The sequence below is a fragment of the Alsobacter sp. P4_H11 genome, assembly GCF_056400925.1.
On record NZ_JBFUKI010000014.1, the window covers coordinates 26,067 to 50,933 of the forward strand.

General features: G+C 68.6%; 20 protein-coding genes. 11 read left to right on the forward strand and 9 right to left on the reverse strand.

What is annotated here, in order from left to right; all coding sequences use genetic code 11:
• Positions 1-361: 361 nt before the first annotated feature.
• Positions 362-1,042 (forward strand): hypothetical protein, encoded by a 681-nt coding sequence (locus tag AC1DSZ_RS21300; protein ID WP_476840341.1) that lies wholly within the window; start codon positions 362-364, stop codon positions 1,040-1,042.
• A 135-nt stretch (positions 1,043-1,177) separates the two neighbouring features.
• Positions 1,178-2,662, forward strand: coding sequence for a M48 family metalloprotease (locus AC1DSZ_RS21305; RefSeq protein WP_476840342.1), 1,485 nt, complete (start codon positions 1,178-1,180; stop codon positions 2,660-2,662).
• Positions 2,663-2,680: 18 nt separating this feature from the next.
• On the opposite strand, the gene AC1DSZ_RS21310 is transcribed toward AC1DSZ_RS21305, so the two are convergent.
• Complete coding sequence (locus AC1DSZ_RS21310) at positions 2,681-3,550, reverse strand: RNA polymerase factor sigma-32 (protein WP_188519845.1); 870 nt, start codon at positions 3,548-3,550, stop codon at positions 2,681-2,683.
• A gap of 165 nt (positions 3,551-3,715) precedes the next feature.
• On the opposite strand from AC1DSZ_RS21310, the gene AC1DSZ_RS21315 reads away from it, so the two are divergent.
• Positions 3,716-4,582: a dienelactone hydrolase family protein gene (locus AC1DSZ_RS21315; protein WP_476840343.1), complete on the forward strand. Its 867-nt coding sequence runs from the start codon at positions 3,716-3,718 to the stop codon at positions 4,580-4,582.
• An 88-nt stretch (positions 4,583-4,670) separates the two neighbouring features.
• Here AC1DSZ_RS21315 and AC1DSZ_RS21320 read toward each other — a convergent pair whose 3' ends face one another.
• From AC1DSZ_RS21320 to AC1DSZ_RS21340, 5 genes are all read right to left on the reverse strand, one after another.
• Positions 4,671-5,279: a CarD family transcriptional regulator gene (locus tag AC1DSZ_RS21320; RefSeq protein WP_476840344.1), complete on the reverse strand. Its 609-nt coding sequence runs from the start codon at positions 5,277-5,279 to the stop codon at positions 4,671-4,673.
• A 330-nt stretch (positions 5,280-5,609) separates the two neighbouring features.
• Positions 5,610-5,948, reverse strand: a complete 339-nt coding sequence (gene fdxA / locus AC1DSZ_RS21325) for a ferredoxin FdxA (RefSeq protein WP_188519842.1) — start codon at positions 5,946-5,948, stop codon at positions 5,610-5,612.
• 179 nt (positions 5,949-6,127) lie between these two features.
• A complete protein-coding gene (locus AC1DSZ_RS21330) occupies positions 6,128-6,445 on the reverse strand; it encodes an RNA-binding S4 domain-containing protein (RefSeq protein ID WP_476840345.1) in 318 nt (105 codons plus the stop codon).
• Positions 6,446-6,452: 7 nt separating this feature from the next.
• Positions 6,453-9,929 carry a helicase-related protein gene (locus AC1DSZ_RS21335; RefSeq protein ID WP_476840346.1) on the reverse strand — a complete coding sequence of 1,159 codons (3,477 nt, stop codon included), beginning with the start codon at positions 9,927-9,929 and terminating at the stop codon, positions 6,453-6,455.
• Positions 9,930-11,251: 1,322 nt separating this feature from the next.
• A complete protein-coding gene (locus tag AC1DSZ_RS21340) occupies positions 11,252-12,139 on the reverse strand; it encodes a DUF3108 domain-containing protein (protein ID WP_476840347.1) in 888 nt (295 codons plus the stop codon).
• A 300-nt stretch (positions 12,140-12,439) separates the two neighbouring features.
• On the opposite strand from AC1DSZ_RS21340, the gene rpmB reads away from it, so the two are divergent.
• The 3 genes from rpmB (at position 12,440) to AC1DSZ_RS21355 (ending at position 15,749) form a co-directional block, all read left to right on the forward strand.
• Entirely contained in the window at positions 12,440-12,760 is a 321-nt protein-coding gene (rpmB, locus tag AC1DSZ_RS21345) for a 50S ribosomal protein L28 (protein ID WP_476840348.1), read from the forward strand.
• A gap of 95 nt (positions 12,761-12,855) precedes the next feature.
• Complete coding sequence (locus tag AC1DSZ_RS21350; RefSeq protein WP_476840349.1) at positions 12,856-13,467, forward strand: queuosine precursor transporter; 612 nt, start codon at positions 12,856-12,858, stop codon at positions 13,465-13,467.
• A gap of 74 nt (positions 13,468-13,541) precedes the next feature.
• Positions 13,542-15,749, forward strand: a complete 2,208-nt coding sequence (locus AC1DSZ_RS21355; protein ID WP_476840350.1) for a primosomal protein N' — start codon at positions 13,542-13,544, stop codon at positions 15,747-15,749.
• 15 nt (positions 15,750-15,764) lie between these two features.
• Here AC1DSZ_RS21355 and AC1DSZ_RS21360 read toward each other — a convergent pair whose 3' ends face one another.
• Both AC1DSZ_RS21360 and AC1DSZ_RS21365 read right to left on the reverse strand, forming a co-directional pair.
• Complete coding sequence (locus tag AC1DSZ_RS21360; protein ID WP_476840351.1) at positions 15,765-16,091, reverse strand: type II toxin-antitoxin system PemK/MazF family toxin; 327 nt, start codon at positions 16,089-16,091, stop codon at positions 15,765-15,767.
• Positions 16,078-16,308: a hypothetical protein gene (locus AC1DSZ_RS21365; protein ID WP_476840352.1), complete on the reverse strand. Its 231-nt coding sequence runs from the start codon at positions 16,306-16,308 to the stop codon at positions 16,078-16,080. Before AC1DSZ_RS21365 ends, AC1DSZ_RS21360 begins: the two co-directional genes overlap by 14 nt.
• A 338-nt stretch (positions 16,309-16,646) precedes the next feature.
• On the opposite strand from AC1DSZ_RS21365, the gene AC1DSZ_RS21370 reads away from it, so the two are divergent.
• The 5 genes from AC1DSZ_RS21370 to AC1DSZ_RS21390 are packed head-to-tail and all read left to right on the forward strand — an operon-like array spanning position 16,647 to position 21,600.
• Entirely contained in the window at positions 16,647-17,207 is a 561-nt protein-coding gene (locus AC1DSZ_RS21370; RefSeq protein WP_476840353.1) for a F0F1 ATP synthase subunit delta, read from the forward strand.
• Positions 17,207-18,736: a F0F1 ATP synthase subunit alpha gene (gene atpA, locus AC1DSZ_RS21375; RefSeq protein ID WP_188519835.1), complete on the forward strand. Its 1,530-nt coding sequence runs from the start codon at positions 17,207-17,209 to the stop codon at positions 18,734-18,736. The genes AC1DSZ_RS21370 and atpA overlap by 1 nt, the downstream gene beginning before the upstream one ends.
• A gap of 35 nt (positions 18,737-18,771) precedes the next feature.
• Positions 18,772-19,641: a F0F1 ATP synthase subunit gamma gene (locus AC1DSZ_RS21380; protein ID WP_188519834.1), complete on the forward strand. Its 870-nt coding sequence runs from the start codon at positions 18,772-18,774 to the stop codon at positions 19,639-19,641.
• Between the two features lie 48 nt (positions 19,642-19,689).
• Positions 19,690-21,129, forward strand: a complete 1,440-nt coding sequence (gene atpD / locus AC1DSZ_RS21385; RefSeq protein WP_188519833.1) for a F0F1 ATP synthase subunit beta — start codon at positions 19,690-19,692, stop codon at positions 21,127-21,129.
• Positions 21,130-21,189: 60 nt separating this feature from the next.
• A complete protein-coding gene (locus AC1DSZ_RS21390) occupies positions 21,190-21,600 on the forward strand; it encodes a F0F1 ATP synthase subunit epsilon (RefSeq protein ID WP_188519832.1) in 411 nt (136 codons plus the stop codon).
• A 69-nt stretch (positions 21,601-21,669) separates the two neighbouring features.
• Here AC1DSZ_RS21390 and putA read toward each other — a convergent pair whose 3' ends face one another.
• A complete protein-coding gene (gene putA, locus AC1DSZ_RS21395) occupies positions 21,670-24,756 on the reverse strand; it encodes a bifunctional proline dehydrogenase/L-glutamate gamma-semialdehyde dehydrogenase PutA (protein WP_476840354.1) in 3,087 nt (1,028 codons plus the stop codon).
• Positions 24,757-24,867 lie beyond the last annotated feature (111 nt).

The following is a 24,867-nucleotide window of genomic DNA, read 5'->3' on the forward strand; positions in this document are numbered from 1 at the left end:
CGATCAGGGACGACATGCTGAAGACCGGGGCGAGAAACGCCGGTCCATTCGTCCTCTGCTTCATCAACCATCCTGAATGCTCCTCGCTTGCAGTCTCAATTCGCGAGGTCGCACAACGTTCTTGTGGATTGTGCGAAATACAGGGTTTTACTGGAAATACTTCGAGGAGGGTTGCTGGCGCGCCCGGTTGACGTGCACTTGCGTGAGCCGCACTGTCGAATGCCAGAAGGCGATCTCCATGCACAGAATGCGCATGCGGCCATCCATTGCTTGTTCGCGAGGTTTCGCGATGCTCGCCACGCTGCTTTGCGGCGGTACGGCGTCCGAGGCCCAGGTCGCGGCTTGCCGGCTGGGAACCGCTGTGGCGGTCGCCGACCTGAAGATCAATCATGACGGAGATCTGGCGTCGCCCGATGGGCGGACCTGGATCGCTGCGGGCGCGGCCTCGGCGGCGGGCGGCGACGCCGACGTGGAGCGGCGACGGATGGACGCGGTGCGGCGCTTCATCGAGACCGGGCCCTTCGTGATCCATCCGGTGGCCGGTCGGCCCGACCGCTGGGGCCGGCTTTCCGGGGTGATCGCAAAAGTGGAACAGGGCGACGACCTCGCGCTGGCGCTGGTGCGCGAGGGGCTCGCCTCCGCCAATCCGGCCGAGTTGCCGGCGCGTTGCGGGGCTGCGCTCGCCAACGCGGAGGCGCAGGCAAGGCGCGGCGCAAGGGGCGCCTGGGCGCAGGCCCAAGCCCGCTTTGACGCCGGCGACCCGGCCGCCATCCTCCAGCAGGTCGGACGCTTCGCGGTGGTGGAAGGGCGAGTGGTGAGCACCAGCGAGCGCAAAACCCGCGCCTACCTCAATTTCGGCGAGAACTGGAGCGAGGACTTCACCGTCACGATTTCGAAACGCTCCTTGAACAGGATTGAAGCATCGGGCATGAGGTGGTCATCTCTGAAAGGGCTTCGCGTGCGGGTGCGTGGGGTCGTGGCCGAAAGCGGCGGTCCCGTCATCGAGATCAACGCTCCTGAGGACATCGAGCGAATCGAATGAGGCTCATGTCGGCCGGCGAGAGAACGGGGGCTCAGCTCCGGAAATGCGGATTCGGCGTCGACGGCGTCGTGGTTGCGGCTGATCGCGGGTGTGTCGAGATTGCCAGTCTGTAGGGGCGGACACGCCCATCCGAGCATGAACCTGACAGGCGTCGCTGTTCGCGCCCGCGTTCGCGTGGTCCCCTTCGCCGCCGTGCTGGCGCTTGCGCTGGGGCTGGCGGGCTGTGCGTCAGACCGGATCGGGTTCGGGGCCGGCACCGCGCCCAGCCTCCCCGCATCCGCGCCGCGGGTCACCGGCGTGGAGCCGGTCGGAAATCGCGAGCACAAGCGGCTGGTGGCCAATTTCGGCGGCGAATATCGCGCACCGGTGGCCGAGCGCCTGCTCAACGACGTGATGAAGCGCGTCGCGGCCGCGACCGATCGGCCGGATCAGCAATACCAGGTCACCATCCTGAACTCCCCGGTCGTGAACGCCTTCGCGCTGCCGAGCGGCAACCTTTACGTGACGCGCGGCCTGCTGGCTTTGGCGAACGACACGTCCGAGGTCGCGGCCGTGATGGCGCACGAAGTCGCGCATGTAACGCTGAGCCATGCCATGCAGCGGGCCGAGTTGGAGCGCCGGTCGGAGATCGTCAGCCGGGTTGTTTCGGAGGTCCTGAACGACCGTGACGCCCAGCAGGTCGTGCAGGCGCGCGGCAAGCTCACGCTCGCGAGCTTCTCGCGGTCGCAGGAACTCGAGGCGGACCAGATCGGCGTCAGGACGATCGCCAAGGCGGGGTTCGATCCGTTCGGGGCGGCGCGCTTCCTCGCTTCGCTGGGACGCCAATCCGCCATGCGGGCCACCATGCTGGGCGAAAAGGGTTCGCAGGGGCCGAACTTCCTGTCCACGCATCCGTCCACGCCGGAGCGCGTCTCGCAGGCCCTGACGGCCGCCCGTCAGATCCGTGCGCCCGGGATCGGTGAAACGGATCGCGAGCGCTACCTGCAGGCGATCTCCGGCATGACGTTCGGCGACGACCCGTCCGAGGGCGTGGTGCGGGGCAACCGGTTCATGCATCCGCAACTCGGCTTCGCGTTCACCGCGCCGGCGAGCTTCGTCTTGGAGAACTCCGCGTCGGCGGTGCTGGGGCTCGCGCCAGGCGGCGCGCAGGCGCTGCGCTTCGACAGCGTCAAGATGCCGGACGGCGTCGCGTTGCCGGCCTACATCGTGTCGGGCTGGATCGAGGGCGTCGAGGTCGGGCCGGTCGAGACTCTCACGGTGAACGGACTGCCGGCCGTCACCACGGTGGCAAAGGGCGAGGAGTGGACCTTCCGGCTCGCGGCCGTGCAGGCCGGGCAGGCGACCTACCGGTTCATTCTGGCGGCCAAGAACTACACGCCCGAGACCGACAGGTCCTTCCGGCAGGCGATCGAAAGCCTGCATTTGATGAGCCCCGAGGAGGCGTCCGGCGTGAAGCCTCTCAAGGTCGGGCTTGTCACCGCCCAGGCCGGCGACACGGTGGAGACGCTCGCGACCCGGATGGCGACAGACCGGCCGGTGGAGCGCTTCCAACTGCTGAACGGCATCGAGCGCAACGGCCCGGTTCGCCCCGGCACAGTCTACAAGATCATCGTCGAGTAGGGTTACGTCGCGCGCCGTTCAGATCAGGACCGCGCTCGGTTCCGGGTGGCTTTCCAGCAGGGCGCGGCGGAGCTTCTCCAGCGCGCGGCTTTCGATCTGGCGGACACGCTCCTTGGAGATGCCGAGCCGATCGCCCAGCGACTCCAGCGTGGCGGTCTGCTCCGAGAGGCGACGCTCCCGCAGGATGTTGAGCTCGCGCTCTGACAACACCGTGAGGGCGGACCGCAGCCACTTTACGCGGCGCTCGGAGTCGATCGCCTCGCCGACGGCCTCATCCGGCAAGGGTGCGTTGTCGACCAGGAAGTCGACGCGCTCGGCCGCGCCGGAATCGTTGTCGGTCAGCGGCGCATTGAGCGACATGTCGGAACCAGACAGCCGCGCTTCCATCAGCGCGACGTCGTTGCGCGACACGCCGACCGCGGTCGCGATCTCCTGGTGGACGTCGATCGTGCTGTCGCCGGCTGCGGACTGGGACAGTCGGGCGCGAATGCGCCGGAGATTGAAGAACAGGGCCTTCTGGGCCGAGCTGGTGCCGCCACGGACGATGGACCAGTTGCGCAGGATGTAGTCCTGGATCGAAGCCCTGATCCACCACGTCGCGTAAGTGGAGAAGCGAACCTCACGCTCGGGCTCGAAACGGGCGCCGGCCTCCAACAGGCCGACATGGCCTTCCTGGATCAGGTCGGCCATCGGCAGGCCGTAGTGGCGGAAGCGGGCCGCAATCGCGATCACCAGCCGCATATGCGCCGAGGCGAGTTTGTGAAGCGCCACCTGGTCCTTGCAATCCTTCCAACGCACCGCAAGGCCATGTTCCTCTTCTCGCGAGAGGAACGGGGCGTCCATGGCCGCCTTCACGAAGGTGCGTCGCACACCCGAGATCTCACCCATGCCGGCCTCCGTATCGGATCCTGATTGTCTCTACGCGTTCGTGATCGGTCCGGATCACCGGCGGCCCGCCCGAGGGCCGTTCCGGCCTTGTGATCCCCCACGATCGCCGCCACCCTGAAGCGGCAGGGGGCTGTACGGTTCAACGCCAAAAGGGAGCATCGCCGCATGGCGCTCGATCGACGCATCATCGAACTCTACGACGAGTACACCCACAAGCCCCTGGCCCGCAGAACGTTCCTCGAACGCCTGTCGGCCCTGGCGGGCTCGTCGGCGGCGGCGAGCGCCGCCCTCGTCGCGTTGGAGCCGAACTACGCCCATGCGGCTCTGGTTCCCGAGACGGATCCGCGCATCGTCGCCGAGCGGGTGCGAACCAACGTCGCGGGGGTGGATATCGCCGGCTACCTGGCCCGCCCGAAGGACGACGCCAGGCGCCCGGCCGTGATCGTGCTGCATGAGAACCGGGGCCTCAATGCTCATATCGAGGACGTTGCGCGTCGCCTCGCTGCCGCGGGGTTCCTGACCCTTGCGGGCGACTTTCTGCTGCCGCTCGGGGGCACGCCGCCGGACGCCGACGCAGCGCGCGACCTGTTCGCGAAACTCACGGGCGAGAGCGTCGTGAGCCAGGCCGGCGCAATGATGACGTTTCTCAAGGACCATCCGAATGGCGGCGGAAAGGTCGGGGCGGTCGGCTTCTGCTGGGGCGGCGGCATGGTCAACATCCTGGCGACGCGCGAGCCGCGCCTCGGCGCCGGGGTCGCGTTCTATGGCGTCGCGCCGCCGAGCGAAGCCGTGGCGCGCATCAAGGCGCCGATGATGCTGCATTATGCGGGACTGGATACCCGTGTGAACGCCGGCATCCCGGGCTATGACGCCGCCCTGAAGGAGGCGGGCGTCCAACACACGATCTTCATCTACAAGGACGTCAACCACGCCTTCCACAATGACACGAGCGCCGAGCGCTACAACCAGGAAGCCGCCACGCTGGCCTTTGACCGGACGGTGGCGTTCTTCAAGGAAAAGCTCGCCTCTTGACCTGCGCCCGTGGCGGCGCGGCGCAGTCTTCCGAACGAAAGAGCCCGGCGCGAAGCCGGGCTCTTTGAATTCTCGGAGAAGGAGCCGATCAGGCGGCTTCTTCCTGGTCGTCCTCGGCCTCGTTCGCGGCCTCCGGCTCGACTTCGGCGTCCGCATCCGCGTCGGCGGTCTTGAGGCGCTTCGGCGACTTGGCCAACTGCGACTCGATCAGCTTCAGGGCCTCGGTCTCGTGCAGCCGGTTCACGGCCGCGACTTCGCGGGCCATCCGGTCGAGGGCGGCCTCGTAGAGCTGGCGCTCGGAATAGGACTGCTCAGGCTGGGCGTCAGAACGATGGAGGTCGCGCACCACTTCGGCGATCGCGATCAGGTCGCCCGAGTTGATCTTCGCCTCGTACTCCTGCGCGCGGCGGGACCACATGGTGCGCTTGATGCGGGCGCGGCCCGTGATGGTCTCAAGCGCCTTGGTGACCAGCGTGTTCTCGGCCAGCTTGCGCATGCCCACCGAGGTGGCCTTGGCGGTCGGCACCCGCAGGGTCATCTTGTCCTTCTCGAAGGAGATGACGAACAGCTCCAGCTTGAAGCCGGCGACTTCCTGCTCCTCGATCGCCATGATCTGGCCGACGCCGTGCGCCGGATAGACGACGAATTCACCCGTCTTGTAACCTTGGCGATTGGCGCTCTTCTTAGCGGTCGTCATATTCAGGACATCTCCCTGAGGCCGGGCCCAGTGGGCCAAGCCGCCACGTGCGAAGGCCGGCCGAAGCCGACGAATAACCCCGCGGCGCGAATTGGATATTCACGCCGTCTCATGATTCAGCCGAAAAAATCGAAAACGCTTGCCAGTCCCGCTCAGCCACTAGCGGGGCATTTCACTCAAAGATTGGGTCAGAGTAAGGGGCGAGCGCGCCAGATGTGATCGACTAAACACACCCTATCACAAATGGGTGTGTGAATCAAAGGTTTCGAGCCGCTGTCGCTCTGTTGCGGCAGCGACTCTCCCTTGCGGCGGGGCGACCCCTCGGCGGAATCAGTCGCCCTGGCCGGGGTTCGGCGAGAAATATTTGTCGAGCTTGCCGGGTTCACCGTCATGCTCCTTTGCGTCGCCAGGCGCGTCGCGCTTCACCGTGATGTTGGGCCAGCCCTTGGCGTATTCGGCGTTCAGCTTCAGCCAGGGCTCGAGGCCGGACTCGGTGTCGGGCTTGATCGCCTCGGCGGGACATTCCGGCTCGCAGACGCCGCAGTCGATGCACTCGTCGGGGTGGATGACGAGCATGTTCTCGCCCTCGTAGAAGCAGTCCACCGGACACACTTCCACGCAGTCCATGTACTTGCACTTGATGCAGTTTTCGACGACGACATACGTCATTGCGAACTCCCGGGCCGGCAGCGCCGGCGCAAGGACGAGGCGCGATCTGCGATCCGCGCGCCCACGTCCTTTCGAATATCCGCCGCCCTTCACGATCGCGAAGAGGCGTCGGGTTGGTCCCTCACGGTCGGATGCCTAGCCGAGACGCAAAGCGCTGGCAATACGCACGCCGTCGCGCCTCAGCCGCTCACGTCCTCATAGAGGGTCTGCGCGTCCGGAAAGGAGCCGCGTCGTTCGGCCACGCCGGTGACGCGGACAACCCTCACGGCGTGCGGCAGGGCCAGCGTCAGGACGTCGCCGACCGCTAGCCCGCGCGCCGGGTTGGTGACGCGCGCGCCGTTCACGCGGACGCGGCCATTCTCGATCAGCTCCGACGAGACCGTGCGGGTCTTGGCGAAGCGCGCATAGACCAGCCACTTGTCGAGGCGCTGGCGATCGGCTGCGCCGCCTTCCGGCTCACGGTCCTGCGAGGACCCGGACCCGTGGCGGCGCGCCATGCGGTCGTCAGCCCTTTTGCTTGGACTCGAGCTCGGCCTTCAGGGCGAGCAGCTTGGCGAAGGGCGAGTTGGGATCGGGCGCCTTCTCGCGCGGCGGACGATCGGTCCAACCGCCGGCGGGCTTTCCACCGCCGCCCGGCTTGCCGCCGAACTTGCCTGGGCCGCCGCGGTTGGGGCCGCCCTTGCCGAAGCGGTCGTCACGCCGCGGGCCGCGATGATCGGGACGATCGCCCTGCGGACGGTTGTCGCCGCGGTGATCCGGCCGGCTGGCCGGCCGAGCGTCCTGTCGGTTCTCGCCGCCGCCCTCGGGGCGCGGGGGGCGTGGTCCGCGCTCGGGCCGGGGACCACGATCGGGGCGGGGGCCGCGCTCGCCCTGCGGGGCTTCGCCCGGAGCTGCGCCGTTGCGGGCATGACCGTTGCGCGCTTGGCCGTTGCGCTCCTGGCCATTGCGCTCCTGGCCACGCGCGTTGCGATCGCGGGCGGGGCGCTGCCCACCCTGGTGGCGATGCTGGCGCCAGACCTCGATCAGGATCGGCTCGGCGGGAGCTGCCGGCTCGGCGGTTTCGGCCGGAGCGTCGACCGGGGCGTCGGAGCCGGCCGCATCGACCATCGGCTGGGCCGTGAGGGCTGTCTCGGAGTCGTCGGCCGAAGCCGGCTGGGCGACCGCCTCCGCGGTGGCGGGCTGAGCCGCATCCCCAGCGTCGAGAGCAGCGGCCGTGTCTGCGGCCTCGGGGGCGACCCCGCCGGCGGCGAAGTCTGCCGCGATGGCGTCGAGCGGCGTGGGCTCGGAGGCTTCGGAGCCGACATCGGCCGTCGCGGCCTCCGCCGGCGCAGCCGTTTCGCCCTCGGGGGCGTCCGTAACCGTTTCGGTCGAGGCTGCTTCCGCGACGCTCGCGTCCGCGACGCCCGCGTCCGTGGCGGCTGCCTCGGTGGCGGAGGCTTCCGCAGGCGCATCGGCCGCCGGAGCAACGGCCTGCACGGCCGGCGTGGTCGGCGCCATCGGGGCGAGCGCGACCGTGATGGCCGGGCCCGGGCGACGGTCGACGAGGTAGCCGAGCGACCGCAGGATCGAGGCGAAATCCTCGCCCGCGCAGCCGCAGAGCGACGTCATCGCGGTGGTGACCACGAAGCCTTCGCCATCGGCGGCTCCGGCCGGCGGCTCGCCGGGCGTCACGCCGGGGCGATAGTGGATCGCCGGGCGGATCAGGTCCGCCAGGCGCTCCAGAATGTCGACGCGCACGGCGCGCTCGCCGCAAACGCGGAAGCCGGCGGCGCGGTAAAGGCCGCGCGCCACTTCCTTGTCGACCGGGATGGAGGTGCGGCCCGAAGCCGCCAGATGCAGGATGTCGTCGAGCCCCTTGGGCTCGGGACCGCCATGCTTCAGCGCCCAGAGCTGGGCCGCCAGCCCGCGCGGGGCGGGCTTCAGCAGGGCCGGGACGGTGAGATGGTAGGCGCCGAAGCGCACGCCGAAATTGCGCAGCGCGCCGCGGCCTTCCTGGTCGAGATGCTTCATCTCGTCCGCGACCTTGGAGCGCTCCAGCACGCCCAGCGCCTCGGCGATCTGGAACGCGAGGCCGCGCGCGATGCCGGTCAGCGTCTCGGCGTTCTCGAGCTTCAGCAGCGGTCCGAGCAGCTTTTCGACATGCGCCTTGATCCAGAGATCGAGGCGGGCCTGGACCTGCTCGCGCGATCCGCCGGTGAGCTGCTCGTCCGCCAGAAGGCGCAGGCGCGGCTCAAGCAGCTTTTCGCCGGCCGTCAGCTTGGCGACCACCTCGCCCTGCCAGCGCACAGCGCCGTCATTGGCGAGCACGAAGGCGTCGTCGCCCGCGCCCGACAGCCGCGCAGCGCGCGTGTCGATCTCGTTGGCAAGCGCCTTCAGGGCCGCATTGCGCAACGCCTTGGCCTCAGGGCCGCCGGCCTGCGGATCCGGCGCAAACTGGAATCCGTGCAGCCGGCCGACCGCGTGGCCTTCGACGAGCACGTCGCCCGCCGCCGTGATTTCCGCCTCGAGCATCGCATTCTCTCTCAGGCGCCGCATGAGCACGCTCGTGCGGCGGTCCACAAATCGTTGCGCCAAACGCTCGTGCAATGCGTCGGACAGCCTGTCCTCTACCTGACGGGTGACGCGCTGCCAATGCTCAGGATCGCGAAGCCAGTCCGGCCGGTTGGCCACGAAGGTCCAGGTGCGACCTTGGGCGATGCGGTTCGACAGGGTGTCGAGGTCGCCATCCGTCCTGTCCACTTCGGCCACCCGGGCCGCGAACCAGTCTTCCGAAAGGCGGCCGTCGCGCATGAGCTGGCGGTAGATCGTGCCCACCAGGTCGGCATGGGCGGCCGGCGCCACGCGGCGATAGTCCGGCACCTGGCAGACGTCCCACAGCCGCGACACCGCGGCAGGGCTCGACGCGAAGGCCTTGAGTTCGGGATCGTGCGCGACCGTCTCGAGCGCGATCACGTCATCGGCCGGGATCGCCCGGGTGAGGCCCTGTTCGGCGGGATTGCGGTCCAGCGAAGCGACGAGCCGCGCGACCGTGCCGAAATCGAGCTCGGGATTGCGCCATTGCAGCACCTTCACGGCGTCGAAGACGTGGTCCTCCAACGAACGCGCGAGCTCCGTGTCGAAGGGCTCGCACCGGCCCGTGGTGCCGAAGGTGCCGTCGCGCAGGTGCCGGCCGGCGCGGCCCGCGATCTGGCCGAACTCGGCCGGATTGAGCCGCCGGTGCATGGCGCCGTCGAACTTGCGGTCGGCCGCGAAGGCGACGTGATCGACATCGAGGTTCAGTCCCATCCCGATCGCGTCAGTGGCGATCAGGTAGTCGACATCGCCCGACTGGTACATCTCGACCTGGGCGTTGCGGGTGCGGGGCGACAAGGCGCCCATCACGACCGCGGCTCCCCCGCGCTGGCGGCGGATCAGCTCCGCGATCGCGTAGACCTCCTCGGCCGAGAAGGCCACGATGGCGCTGCGCCGCGGGAGGCGGGTGAGCTTCTTCTCGCCCGCGAAGGTGAGCTGCGACAGGCGGGGTCGCGACACGATGTTGGCGCCGGGCAGCAGCCGTTCGATCAGCGGCTTCATGGTGGCGGCGCCGATCAGCAGGGTCTCGGACCGGCCGCGCATGTTCAGCAGGCGATCGGTGAAGACGTGGCCGCGGTCGCGGTCGGCCGCGAGCTGGATCTCGTCGATGGCCACGAACGGCACCTCGAGATCGCGCGGCATCGCCTCCACGGTGGCGACCCAGAACCGGGCCCCCGGCGGCTTGATCTTCTCCTCGCCGGTGACGAGCGCGACCGCGTCCACCGAGGTTCGCTCGACGAGGCGCTGGTAGACCTCGCGGGCGAGCAGGCGCAGCGGCAGGCCAATGAGCCCGCCGCCGTGCGCCACCATGCGCTCGATCGCCAGATGCGTCTTGCCGGTGTTGGTCGGCCCGAGCACGGCCGTGACGCCGCGCGCGCGAATGGAAGGCGGAAGGGAGCGTGGCAGCATCGGACCTGGATATGGGGAGAGGCCGGTGCGCCGGCGAGCATGGGCGCGGCCATTGGCCAAGGTCGGGAGTTGTTTCGTGCAGTCGTTTAGCACGGAGCCGGGCGACGCTGGCACAAAATAAAGCGAACGGGCCCCGAACGAATCGGGGTCGAATCGGCGTTTCGGCGCGAGTCTTCCGCGACTCGCAGAAAGTTGTGCGAACCGGGCGGCCGGGTCTGGCCGAGGTGAATTGCGTTGTTCGCCCCCGGCAACCGCGAACAGGCAAACAGGCTGGATTCGCGCCGGAGTCGAGCGGTCCTGGCAAGACTCTCCGTTTGTGAACGGATTCTTTCAGTTGCGGCCAGGATCTTTCCTGTGGGCGTTAGCAATTGGGCCAGGGCGCGAACAGAGGGGGCCCGAATCACTGCGAACCCAAGCACAGCCTCAATCGTGCGGCGCGCTGGATTTGGACGTCGGGATCACTCGACCGGATTGGCGTTAGGGCTTCGTCCCGAAGTGAGAACCCGAGGCGCGCGAAGGCTCGCCGCATTTACGAAAGGCCGGAAGCCAGAACGGAGCGGGCACGAATCGCTGGTGCGTGAGGCGGTGCATGGGCCTTGCGGGCCACTCCCGATGGCTCGCGGCGCCATCAGGCGTTAATCCGCGATCCCGCCGCGGGACGCTGCTTCAGCCCGGTGGCGCCTGCGGGTTTTTGGCCGCCAGTTAACAAAGCGGAACAGGCCCGAACAGAGCGGGCACGAATCACTGCGCGCTGTTCTGCGGCCTCAAGCGGCGCGCTTTCGGATGGAGCGCCAGCGGGGTCCGGAGGAGGGCGGTCGTTAACATTTGTCCCGACGCGGGATCAGCGACAACGAGCCCCGGTTGACTCCAAGAGTTAATGATCAGCTTCAATCCGCCGCGACCGTGGCTCGTTCCTTGTTCATGAAGCGGAACAGCGCCGAACGGAGCGGGCACGAATCGCTGCGACGCCAGCGCCCGCCTCGGGCCGCGAACGCCGGCCCGCGCCGAGGCGCGACCTGTTCGACGCCATGGCGTTAACCTGACGTCCCGGTACGGGACTCGATGCTTGTCCGTCGTGAAACGCCCGGCAGGGGCCGGCGAAATCCGAAAGATGGACAGAGTGTGAAGCACTCCGGGAGCCACGCGGGGCGCCCGCCTTTACGATTGGCCGTAACCGGGAACGGGACGGGCACGAATCACCGGCAACCCTATCCGGACAGGCGCTTGCGCGTTCTCTGACCGTCCAAATGCACATCAAAAAAGCGCCCCGGCGTTAACCGGAGCGCTTCGTTTTGGCGCGTCGCGAGGTGGGCGAAGGGCCGTCAGTTGCGCTGCTGTTCGGCCGACGCGGCCCGGGCCGCCGTGGTGGTCGGCGCGCCGCCGGCGTCGGCCGTGCGGGTGATGCTGAACTTGGTCGCCTCGATCACGGTGGAGCCCACCATGGTGCGCACCGCGATCCGGACCGGCACCAGCGCGTGCGCGGATTCCACCGGCGCGAGCCAGGCCTCCATGTCGCGGTTGTCGGCCATGAACTGCGTCGCCTTGCGGCCGGTGCGATGGCCCGAGATCGGCGTGTAGCGCGCCGAGCAGACGACCACCGGCCCCTTGTAGCCGGGGACGTCCACGTCCTTCTTGCCCGTATAGCTGAGCGTGACGTCGAAGCGGCCTGCGCCGTCGAAGACCGGGATGGTGCGATCGCAGGAAGCCGGCTCGAGCAGCGGCCCTCGGCCCGCCACCGGGAACAGGAGCGCGCTGACGGGATCCACCACGCCGCGCTTGTGGCTGTCCAGCACCGGCACACGGTCGACCTTGACGTCCAGGGGCGGGTTGATCTCCACGGCCGCGACGTCGCCGGCCTTGAGCGCCATCTGGACGGTATAGACCTGGCTGCCGCCGCCGGAGGAGAGCGCGTAGGTGGCGGGGAGGAGCTTGCCGCCCGCATTGACGCCCGTCGCCACGCCGGCGCCGCGCCCGCTGGTCAGCATGCCGGCGAGCCCGGTCATCTTGGCCTGGACGTCGAGCTTGTAGCTCTCGCGCGTCACCGACCCGGTCATGGAAGCGGTGCCGATCGGAAGGCCGGCCAGCGTGAGGCCGTACTGGATGGCGACGTTGTCGGCGCGAGCCGGGATGGCGGCCACCAGGACGGTCGCCGCGATCGAGGCCGCAGCGGCGAGGCGAGCCTTCGAGCCTTGAGGGGGATTTTCGGTCATGGCGATCATGGTTTCCCGGTCTGGCCTCGCCAGATCCGCACGATGGGGTTGTTTCGCGCGCGAAAGCGTCGGATTCGTGGCGCGTTGATCATGGCTGATTCGCGGGCTATCAGGCGAATGAGAGCGATGGCGCGCGTTTTCACCGCCGGTTTGGCGGTTGACGCTGCTGCGGCTCGCCACTATAGAGCAGCCACCATTTGATTGCTGCGTGGGTTCCGGCGGCGGCCTCGGCCGCCTTCTGCTTTTCGGCGACACCATCGTCGTGAGACCCGCGGCTCAGAACACGAAGGACGATCGACCATGGCGCGTCGGTGTGAGTTGACGGGCAAGGGTGTGCAGTCGGGCCACCTGGTGAGCCATTCGAACCGCAAGACCAAGCGGCGGTTCCTGCCGAACCTGTTCCATGTGACGCTTCAGTCGGACTCGCTGCAGCGCGCCGTGCGCATGCGCGTTTCGGCTCATGCGCTGCGCTCCGTGGAGCACCGCGGCGGCCTCGACGCGTTCCTGGCGAAGTCCTCGGAAGAGACGCTGTCGCAGGGCGCCCGCGAGCTGAAGCGCGAGATCGCCAAGAAGGCCGTTTCGAACCAGGCAGTGGCCAACGAGTCCGTGGCGGCGCAGTAAGCGCCTTCATCCTCTTTGGATTGCCACGCCTGAAGCCTCGCCCCGCGGCGGGGCTTTTCGCGTATAGGACGGGCTCAGGCCCCAGGAGCGTCGCCATGTTGTCGATCCGTGATTTCAGGACCCTGGCACTGCCCGTTGTCGCGATGACGCTGGTCGTCGTGGCTTCCAATATCCTGGTGCAGCACCCGTTCGCGTATTGGGGATTGGGCGACTACCTGACCTGGGGGGCGTTCACCTATCCGGTGTCGTTCCTGGTGACGGACCTCACCAATCGCCGCTATGGCGTCGGCGTCGCCCGCAAGCTCGTGATCGTCGGCTTCGTGATCGCGGTCGTGCTTTCGGTCGCGCTCGCGACGCCCCGCATCGCGATTGCGTCCGGTACGGCGTTCCTGGTCGGCCAGCTTCTCGACGTGTCGGTGTTCAACCAGCTGCGGCGGCAGACCTGGTGGCGCGCGCCGCTGGTCGGCAGCGTCGTGGGTTCGGCGCTCGATACGCTGCTGTTCTTCTCCATCGCTTTCGCGGGCGACCCCGAGATGTCCGTGATGATCCCGTTCCTCGGCCAGCACCCGATGGCGCTCTGGCAGAGCCTGGCGATCAGCGATTTCGCCGTGAAGCTCGTGATCGCTCTTCTGTCGCTGCTGCCCTATGGCGCGCTGATGGCCGTGATCCTGCCCATGGAAAAGGCCGAGCCGCAGCCGGCTCGCTGAGCCCCGGCCCAGGCGCGGCGCTGCCGGTCGTCCCGCACGGCGCCGCGGGCGGGCGAATCTGGTAAGCCTGCCCCATGGCGATGGCGGACGCTCCCGACACGAACACCCAAGCGCAAGGCGCGCTGATCGCCGAGGTGCTGACGCCCGTCGCGCTGGACCAGACCTATTCCTACGTGGCGCCGGATCATCTCGACCTCGAGCCGGGCTGCGTCGTGCAGGTTCCGTTTGGCCCGCGCGAGACGGTCGGCGTGGTCTGGGAGCTGCGCCGCCGGCCGTCCGGCTCCAACCTCAAGAAAATCGCCGCAAAGATCGCCTGCCCGCCCCTGCCCGACAATCTGCGCAAGCTGGTGGACTGGGTCGCGCGCTACACGCTCGCGCCCAAGGGCATGGTGCTGCGCATGGCGCTGCGCGCGCCCGAGCCCGACGCCACGCCCGAGCGCATCACCACGGGCGTGCGGCTCGCGGGCCCGCCTCCCGGGCGCATGACTCCCGCGCGTGCGCGCGTGCTTGCGGCCGCCGAGGGCGGCTACGCCCTGCCCAAGCGCGCGCTGGCGGACGCGGCCGCCGTGAGCGTGGGCGTGATCGACGGCCTCATCGACGAAGGCACGCTGGAGACGGTCGGGATACCGCCGCCGCCGATCGCGCCGCGGCCGGATCCGGACCATCAGCACCCCGTGCTGGAGACGGGGCAGGCCGATGCGGCCGCGATCCTGCGCGAGGCCGTGACGGCCAAGGCCTTCTCGGTCACCCTGCTGGAGGGCGTTACGGGCTCGGGCAAGACCGAGGTCTATTTCGAGGCCGTCGCGGAGGCGGTGCGTGCCGGCCGGCAGACGCTGATCATGCTGCCCGAGATCGCCCTGACGGCGCAGTTCCTCCAGCGTTTCGAGCAGCGCTTCGGGGTGCGGCCGGCCGAGTGGCATTCGGGCGCGACCGGGCGGCGGCGCGAGCGCACGCATGCGGCGGTGGCGTCCGGCGAGGCGCTCGTGGTGGCGGGCGCGCGCTCGGCGCTGTTCCTGCCGTTCCGGGATCTCGGCCTCGTGGTCGTCGACGAGGAGCACGAGCACGCCTTCAAGCAGGAAGACGGCGTCCACTACCACGCCCGCGACATGGCGGTGGTGCGCGGCCGCATCGAGGGCGCGCCCGTAGTGCTGGCCTCGGCGACGCCGTCCATCGAGAGCCGCGTCAACGCCCAGCTCGGGCGCTACCGCCATGTCCGGCTGCCGGAGCGCTTCGGTGGGCGCGCGATGCCGGAGCTCGCCGCCATCGACATGCGCAAGGATGGGCCGCCGCGCGGGCGCTGGCTGTCGCCTCGGTTGGTCACCGCCGTGCGCGAGACGCTGGAGAGGGGCGAGCAGTCGCTGCTCTACTTGAACCGCCGCGGCTACGCGCCGCTGACGCTGTGCAATGCCTGCGGGCATCGCTTCCAGTGCCCCAACTGCACGGCCTGGCTGGTGGAGCACCGGTTTCGCCGGGCGCTGGTCTGCCACCATTGCGGCCATGTGGAGCGGCGGCCCGACGCCTGCCCGTCCTGCGGGGCCCTGGATTGCCTTGCGGCATGCGGGCCGGGCGTGGAGCGCCTCGCCGAGGAAGTGGCCGAGACATTTCCGGGGGCCCGCGCGCTGGTGCTGTCCTCCGACTTTCCGGGCGGGACCGAGCGGCTGAAGCGCGAGCTGGAGGCGGTCGCCGAGGGCGAATTCCAGATCATCATCGGCACGCAGCTCGTGGCCAAGGGCCACAACTTCCCAATGTTGTCGCTGGTAGGCGTCGTGGACGCCGATCTCGGCCTGGCCTCAGGCGATCCGCGCGCCGGCGAGCGGACGTTCCAGATCCTTCAGCAGGTCACCGGCCGGGCCGGCCGCGGCGCGACATCCGGCCGGGCGCTGCTGCAGACCTTCCAGCCGGACCACCCGGTGCTGAAGGCGCTGCTCTCGGGCGACGCCGAGCGCTTCTACAAGGAAGAGATCGCGATGCGGCAGGCGGCCGGCCTGCCGCCATTCGGCCGGCTTGCCGCCGTGATCGTGTCGGCCGACGAGCGCGGCCCGGCTGAGGCGCATGCCCGCGCGCTGGCCCGCTGCGCGCCACACCACCCGGACGTCATGGTGCTCGGCCCCGCCGAAGCCCCCATCGCGGTAGTGCGCGGCCGCCACCGCTTCCGGCTGCTGGTGAAAACCGCCCGCGAGTTCCCGCTGCAGGACTGGCTCCGGCACTGGCTGCGCGAAGCCCCGAAGATCACCGGGAATACGCGGGTGCAGGTGGACGTCGACCCGATGAGCTTTTTGTAGCCACGGCAGTCAGGCTTAAAGCGGCAAACCGAGCTGGGTCAGGATTGCTTGCTCGACCGCTTTCATGTCTCTCGCCGAGAGGGCTCCCAGCTTGGTCTTAGGCCGCAGCTTCGAAACTGTCGTCAGCTGGTCCGCCATGACCTTGCTGCTCGTCTCCCCAACGGAGACGACCGCTTCACTGGGATAAACCCGGCCCGTGTTGCTCGTCAGGGGAGCGACCTGAACTCCGTTCAGGGCTGCATTCGCGGCATTGTTGCTCACGATGACGGCTGGCCGAGTCTTGCGGATCTCTCCTCCAACGGACGGATCGAAATCAACCCACCAAACTTCAGCGCGTCGCATCGACGGCGTCGCCAATAAGCGCTTCGCTCCAAGCCAAAGCATCGGCCTCGCGCTGGTGGTCGCGCGCCATGGCCGCATATGCGTCCTCAAGGCTCTCGCCAAGAACGTGAGGCCGAGCCAGATCCTCTATGAACCGGCTCATCTTCCGGCGCCCGACGACGCGCACCAGCCCATCGTAGACTGCGGCATCGATGCTGATTGTCATTCTCTTCTGCATCGTCGTCCTCCTACGTCGTGCATATATGCATAGCGCAATGGGTCCTTAAGCTCGATTCTCACCAGGCGCCCGGCGGGCCAATAGGCGCGACGCCGAAAGCGTACTCCTCCCCGAAAGTCGCGCACGCAGGGGGCGCGGCTCGGGTTGCGCACCCAAGATCATCATGCTAGTTCACGCGCGCCTTTCGGACCGGCGTCGGGACGGGTCAGCGCGCAGCGCGGCCGGTTTTTGTATGCGGGTCCGTTCCACCCGAGACGTGGCGCCCACGACAGTCCTACGCCGATCGTTTCGTGCGCAGGTTCGTGGCGCGAAGCGTCCGGACAGATGAGAGACGGCCGGTGGCTCAAGAGAACACGATCGTTTCCGGTGTGGCGGGCCGCTACGCGGCTGCGCTCTTCGAACTCGCCCAGGAGGCGAACGCCATCGATTCCATCGGCGGCGAGCTCGACCGGTTCGACGCCGCGATCAGCCAGAACCCCGACATGGAGCGCTTCGTGCGCAGCCCGGTGTTCTCGGCCGAAGACCAGGAGCGGGCCATGGTGCCGATCCTGGCGAACCTCCAGATCAGCGGGCTTTCGGCCAACTTCCTGAAGCTGGTCGCGGCCAAGCGCCGCCTCTTTGCGGTCCACGACATGGTGCGGGCCTACCGCACCCTGGCGGACAAGCAGAAGGGCGTCGTTCGCGCACAAGTCACCGTCGCCGAGCAGCCTTCCGAGAAGGTGCTGGGCGACATCAAGCAGGCCCTGAAGGATGTGGCCGGTGAGAAGGTCGAGGTCGACGTCAAGGTCGACCCGGCGATCATCGGCGGCATCGTCGTGAAGCTCGGCTCCAAGATGGTCGATGCTTCCCTGCGCACGAAACTCAACGGCATTCGTACTGCGATGAAAGAGGTCGGCTGATGGATATCCGCGCCGCAGAAATCTCCGCGATCCTCAAGGAGCAGATCAAGAATTTCGGCTCCGAGGCAGAGGTTACCGAGGTCGGGCAGGTTCTGTCCGTCGGTGACGGCATCGCCCGCGCGTACGGGCTCGACAACGTCCAGGCGGGCGAGATGGTCGAGTTCGAGAACGGCGTGCGCGGCATGGCGCTGAACCTCGAGACCGACAATGTCGGCATCGTGATCTTCGGCTCCGACCGCGACATCAAGGAAGGCCAGACGGTCAAGCGCACCGGCGCGATCGTGGACGCCCCCGTCGGCAAGGGCCTGCTCGGCCGCGTCGTGGACGCGCTCGGCAACCCGATCGACGGCAAGGGCCCGATCGTGGCCGACAAGCGCATGCGCGTCGACGTGAAGGCTCCGGGCATCATTCCGCGCCAGTCGGTGCATGAGCCGATGGCGACCGGCCTCAAGGCCGTGGACGCCCTGATCCCGATCGGCCGCGGCCAGCGCGAGCTGATCATCGGCGATCGCCAGACCGGCAAGACCGCGATCGCGCTCGACACGATCCTGAACCAGAAGGCGATCAACGCCGGCACGGACGAGAGCCAGAAGCTCTACTGCGTGTACGTCGCGATCGGGCAGAAGCGCTCGACGGTCGCCCAGTTCGTGAAGGTGCTCGAAGAGCAGGGCGCGCTGGAGTACTCGATCATCGTCGCCGCCACGGCGTCGGATCCGGCCCCCATGCAGTTCCTGGCGCCGTTCACCGGCTGCACCATGGGCGAGTATTTCCGCGACAACGGCATGCACGCCGTGATCATCTATGACGATCTGTCCAAGCAGGCCGTCGCCTACCGCCAGATGTCCCTGCTGCTGCGCCGCCCGCCGGGCCGCGAGGCTTACCCGGGCGACGTGTTCTACCTGCATTCGCGTCTGCTCGAGCGCGCCGCCAAGCTGAACAAGGACCAGGGTTCGGGTTCGCTGACGGCTCTGCCGGTCATCGAGACCCAGGCCAACGACGTGTCGGCCTACATCCCCACCAACGTGATCTCGATCACGGACGGCCAGATCTTCCTGGAGACCGACCTGTTCTACCAGGGCATCCGCCCGGCCGTGAACGTCGGCCTCTCGGTGTCGCGCGTGGGCTCCTCGGCCCAGACGAAGGCGATGAAGAAGGTCGCCGGCAAGATCAAGGGCGAGCTGGCGCAGTACCGCGAGATGGCGGCCTTCGCGCAGTTCGGCGGCGATCTCGACGCCACCACGCAGCGCCTGCTGAACCGCGGCGCCCGCCTGACCGAGCTCCTGAAGCAGCCGCAGTTCTCGCCGCTGCAGATGGAAGAGCAGGTCGCGGTGATCTACGCCGGCGTGAACGGCTACCTCGACCAGCTGCCCGTGAACCGCGTCCGCGCGTTCCAGGACGGCCTGCTCGGGCTGCTGCACACGTCCCACAAGGAGCTTCTGGATGCGATCCGCACCTCGAAGGACCTGTCGGACGACAGCGCCAAGAAGCTGAAGGACGCGGTGGACTCGTTCGCCAAGTCGTTCGCCTGACGCATCGCCTGAGCTGATACGAGGAAGGGCGGGCAATGGCTTCGCTGAAGGATCTGCGCAATCGCATCGCCTCCGTGAAGGCGACGCAGAAGATCACCAAGGCCATGCAGATGGTCGCGGCGGCTAAGCTGCGCCGCGCCCAGATGGCGGCCGAGGCCGCGCGTCCCTTTGCGGAGCGCATGTCGGCGGTGCTCGCAAACGTGGCGGGCGGCGTGACCTCGGGCGGCCCGGTGCTGCTCTCCGGCAACGGCAAGAGCGACGTGCAACTGCTCGTCGTGTTCACGGGTGAGCGCGGCCTCGCGGGCGCGTTCAACTCGTCGATCGCCCGTCTGGCGCGCGAGCGCATCCTGTCGCTTCAGGCGCAAGGCAAGACGGTGAAGATCCTGTGCGTCGGCAAGAAGGGCTACGACATTCTTCGCCGGCAGTTCGCCAGCCTGATCGTCGACTTCATCGAGCTGCGCTCGGTGCGGACGCTGGGCTACGACACGGCCGACATGATCGGCAAGAAGATCATCGGCATGTTCGAGGCCGGCGAATTCGACGTCGCGACGATCTTCTTCTCGCGCTTCCAGTCGGTGATCGCCCAGATCCCGACCGCGCAGCAGATCATCCCGGCCGAGATCCCGGCGCAGGCCGCGGGGGGCTCCACGGCCTCCTACGAGTATGAGCCGGACGAGAGCCAGATCCTCTCGACGCTGCTGCCGCAGAACATCTCCGTGCAGGTGCTGCGCGCGCTGCTCGAGAACCAGGCCTCCTTCTACGGCTCGCAGATGAGCGCCATGGACAGCGCCACCCGCAACGCCGGCGAGATGATCAAGAAGCAGACGATGACCTACAACAGGACTCGTCAGGCGATGATCACCAAGGAACTCATCGAAATCATTTCGGGCGCGGAAGCGCTCTGAGCCAGACCCCGGGCGCGCGAGCGCTCGCCAGACCTAAGGACTGAAACCATGGCCACCACCTTCCAGGCAGGCGTCGCGACGGGACACGTCACCCAGGTGATCGGCGCGGTCGTCGACGTCCAGTTCGACGGACATCTGCCCGAGATCCTGAACTCGCTCGAGACCACCAACAACGGCGCGCGCCTCGTGCTCGAAGTCGCCCAGCATCTCGGCGAATCCTCGGTGCGCTGCATCTCGATGGACACGACCGAGGGCCTGGTCCGCGGCCAGCCGGTGACCGACACGGGCTCGCCGATCCAGGTTCCGGTGGGCGACGGCACGCTCGGCCGCATCATCAACGTCATCGGCGAGCCGATCGACGAGTGCGGCCCGGTCGCCAATGAGGGCGTCCGCCCGATCCATGCGCCGGCGCCGAGCTACGCCGAGCAGTCCACCGAGGCGCAGATCCTCGAGACGGGCATCAAGGTCGTGGACCTGCTCGCTCCCTACGCGAAGGGCGGCAAGATCGGCCTGTTCGGCGGCGCGGGCGTGGGCAAGACCGTGCTCATCCAGGAGCTGATCAACAACGTCGCGAAGGCCCATGGCGGCTTCTCGGTGTTCGCCGGCGTCGGCGAGCGCACCCGCGAGGGCAACGACCTCTACCACGAGTTCATCGAGTCCGGCGTGAACAAGAAGGGCGGCGGCGAAGGCTCCAAGTGCGCCCTCGTGTTCGGGCAGATGAACGAGCCCCCGGGCGCCCGCGCCCGCGTGGCGCTCACCGGCCTGACCATCGCGGAGAACTTCCGCGACAAGGGCCAGGACGTGCTGTTCTTCGTGGACAACATCTTCCGCTTCACGCAGGCGGGCTCCGAGGTGTCGGCGCTTCTGGGCCGCATCCCGTCGGCGGTGGGCTACCAGCCCACGCTCGCGACCGACATGGGCGCCCTGCAGGAGCGCATCACCACCACCACCAAGGGCTCGATCACGTCCGTGCAGGCCATCTACGTGCCGGCCGACGACTTGACCGACCCGGCCCCGGCCACGTCCTTCGCGCATCTCGACGCCACGACCGTGCTGTCGCGCTCCATCGCCGAGAAGGGCATCTACCCGGCCGTGGATCCGCTCGACTCCACCTCGCGCATGCTCTCGCCGCTCGTCGTCGGCGAGGATCACTATGCGGTGGCCCGCCAGGTGCAGCAGGTGCTCCAGCGCTACAAGGCGCTGCAGGACATCATCGCCATCCTGGGCATGGACGAGCTCTCCGAAGAGGACAAGACCACGGTGGCGCGCGCCCGCAAGGTCGAGCGCTTCCTGTCGCAGCCCTTCTTCGTGGCGGAAGTGTTCACCGGCGCGCCCGGCAAGCTCGTGCCGCTGGCCGACACCATCAAGGGCTTCAAGGGCCTGGTGGAAGGCAAGTACGACCACCTCCCGGAGGCCGCCTTCTACATGGTCGGCACCATCGAGGAGGCGATCGAGAAGGCCCAGCGCCTGGCCGCCGAGGCCGCGTAAGCCTTTGCTGATCCCGGCGGCCTCGGTCGCCGGGTCCGCTAGTTCCGGTTGGAGATTTCCATGGCCACGTTCCCGTTCGAACTCGTCTCGCCCGAGCGGCTCCTGATCTCGGCCGAGGTCGAGCAGGTCGTCGTTCCCGGCAGCGAGGGCGACTTCGGCGTGCTGAAGGACCATGCGCCGCTGATGTCGACGCTGCGCCCCGGCGTGGTCGTGGTCACCGGCCCGCAGAACAACACGCAGCGCCTGTTCGTGCGCGGTGGTTTCGCCGAAGTGTCCCCGCGCGGCCTCACGATCCTGGCCGAGCAGGCCATTCCGGTGGAGGACGTGTCGGACGAGGTGCTGGCAGCCGAGATCAAGGCCGCCGAGGCCGATTTCGACAAGGCCGGCAGCGAGGACAGCCGCCGCGCCGCGTCGGACCGCCTGTCGCACCTCGTGACGCTGCGCCAGACGCTGTCGCACCCGACGCACTGAGGTCGAGCCTCACCGGATACGCAAAGGGCCGCTCGCGCGGCCCTTTTTCGTTGGCGGAGGCGAGGCCGCCTATTCGCCCATCGCGATCAGGTTGGCGTTGCCGCCGGCCGCGGCGGTGTTGATCGTCACGGTCTGCTCCACGGCGAAGCGCTTCAGGTAGTTGGGGCCGCCCGCCTTGGGGCCAGTGCCGGAGAGGCCGGAGCCGCCGAAGGGCTGGGTGCCCACCACGGCGCCGATCATGTTGCGGTTGACGTAGCAGTTGCCGACGTCGAGCCGCGACACGACCTCGGCGATCGTGCCGTCGATGCGTGAATGGACCCCGAGCGTCAGCCCGTAGCCGCTTGCCTCGATGGCGTCGAGAACCTTGCCGAGTTCGCCCGCCTTCCAGCGCACCACGTGCAGCACGGGGCCGAACACCTCCTCGGCGAGGTCTCCCTGCCGCGTCAGCTCGAACACGTGCGGGCCGACGAAATAGCCCGTAGCAGGAGCCTCGGCCGCGAGATGCACGCGAGCGGAGCCTTTCAGCTTGGCGATGTGCTGTTCGAGGCGCTGCTTCGCTTCGGCGTCGATCACCGGGCCGACCTGCACGCTGAGGTCGCGCGGGTCGCCGAGCTTCAGCTCGCGGGCGGCGCCGACGATCATGTCGATCATCTTGTCGGCCACGTCCTCCTGCACGCAAAGGAGGCGCAGGGCCGAGCAGCGCTGGCCGGCGGAGCGGAAGGCGGACATCACGACGTCGTCCGAGACCTGCTCGGGGAGGGCCGTGGCGTCCACGATCATGGCGTTGATCCCGCCCGTCTCGGCGATCAGCGGCACGATGGGGCCGTCCTTGGCGGCGAGCGTCTGGTTGATGCGCCGCGCCACCTCGGTGGAGCCCGTGAAGGCGACGCCGGCGATGCGACGATGCGCGACCAGCCGTGCGCCGACGCGGCCGTCGCCGGTGACGAGATGCAGGGCCGAGCCCGGCACGCCGGCCTCGTGCAGGATGCGGACCGCCTCGTGGGCGACCAGAGGCGTCTGCTCGGCCGGCTTGGCCACCACGGCGTTGCCGGCCCCCAGCGCGGCCGAGACCTGGCCGAGGAAGATCGCGAGCGGGAAATTCCATGGGCTGATGCACAGGAACACGCCGCGTCCGCGGTGCAGCAGGCGGTTGTCCTCGCCGGTCGGGCCGGGCAGGACCTCGCCCTCGCCAAACAGCCCGCGCGCCTGGGCGGCGTAGTAGCGCAGGAAATCGACAGCCTCGCGCAGCTCTGCGACGGCGTCGTCCAGCGTCTTGCCGGCCTCAGTCTGGAGCAGGCCGAGCAGCAGGCCGCGCCGCGCCTCCAGCAGGTCCGCGGCCTTTTCGAGCGCGGCGGAGCGCTGGGCGGCGGGCGTGCGCTCCCAGCCGCGGAAGCCGCGCTGGGCGGCGTCGACGGCCCGGTCGGCCGTGGCCTCGTCGGCCTCGCGGACGCGGCCAACGGCGGTCGCGCCATCGGCGGGCGACAGAACCGGGCGCTCGGCGCCGGGCTGGGGCGCGCCGTCGATCAGCGTGGCGGCGACCAGGCTGGTCGAGCGGGCCGCCTCGATCTCGGCGACAAGCGCGTGCAGGCTCGCCTCGTGGCCCAGCTCCACGCCGGCCGAGTTGCGGCGGCCCGGGCCGTAGAGATCCTTCGGCAAGGGTACACGCGGATGCCGGGCCGCGTTCGGGTGGCCGATGATGGTCGCCGGCCGTGTGAGCAGCGTCTCGACCGGCACGTTCGGGTCGGCCGCCACGGATACGAAGGATGAGTTCGCGCCGTTCTCCAGCAGGCGGCGCACCAGATAGGCGAGCAGGTCGCGATGGCCGCCGACCGGCGCATAGGTGCGGCAGGCGAGGCCGGGCGCGCTTTCCAGCAGCTTGCCGTAAAGCGCGTCGCCCATGCCGTGCAGGCGCTGGAATTCGAACCCCTGCGTGTCGCCGGCGCGCTCCAGGATGGTGGCGACCGTGAGCGCATTGTGGGTGGCGAATTGCGGGTAGATCACCGGCCGGGCGGACAGCAGCTTTTCGGCGCAGGCGACGTAGTTCAGGTCCGTCATCGCCTTGCGGGTGAAGACCGGGTAGTCGGCGAGGCCGCGCTCCTGCGCGCGCTTCACCTCGGTGTCCCAATAGGCGCCTTTCACGAGCCGCACCATCAATTTGCGGCCGTGCTGGCGGGCCAGCGTGGCGATCCAGTCGATCACCTCGGGGGCGCGCTTCTGGTAGGACTGGATGGCGAGGCCGAAGCCGTCCCAGTCGGCGAGGCTCGGGTCGGCCAGCACGGCCGCGATCACGTCCAGGGACAGTTCGAGGCGGTCGGCCTCCTCGGCGTCGACGGTGAAGTTCAGGTCGAAGCTCTTGGCCTTCTGCGCCAACCCCACCACGACGGGCACGAGCTCGGCCATCACGCGGTCGCGCGAGAGCGCGTCATAGCGGGGGTGCAGCGCCGAGAGCTTCACCGAGATGCCGGGCCGGTTGGGCAGCGGCTCGTTGCCGGCCGCCCGGCCGATCGCCTCGATGGCGGATGCGTAGGAGGCGGCGTAGCGGTCGGCGTCCTCCTGCGTGCGGGCGCCTTCGCCCAGCATGTCGAACGAGTAGCGGAACAGCCGCCCGGACCCGGAGCGCGCCCTATCCAGCGCCTCGCCAATTGACTGGCCGAGCACAAAGTGGCTGCCCAGCACCCGCATGGCCTGGCGGGTCGCGGTGCGCACCGCCGGCAGGCCGATGCGCTTGGTCAGCGAGCCCAGGATGCTTTCGGGCGTCTCGTTCGGCTGGATGATGCGCGCCGTGATGCCGAGCGCCCAGGAGGAGGCTGACACCAGGAGCGCGTTGGAGCGCGTCTCGTGATTGGCGAAGTCGCCTTGGCCGAGCTTGTCCTCGATCAGCTTGTCGGCCGTCTTGCCGTCCGGCACGCGCAGCAACGCCTCGGCGAGCACCATGAGGGCCAGCCCTTCGCGGCTGGAGAGCGAATATTCGCGCAGGAGTTCCTCCACCCCGCCGAGTCCGCCGCCCTTGCTGCGTATCGCCACGACGAGCTTGCGGCCCGTGGCGTCGATGCGGGCTTCGCGATCGGCCGAAAGGGTCGCGCCGGCAAGCAGCGTGCGGGCGATCACGACGTCGTCGGCCGCATAGGCCGCGCGGAACGGGGACAAGCTTTGCATCGGGGCGTCCTGCGACCTGAAGGGTGGCGATTTCGGCAACATACCTCGGATTTGGCCGCGTCTGAACGGCAAAGACTTGCCAGATATTAGCGCAAGCCACTATGAAGCTCA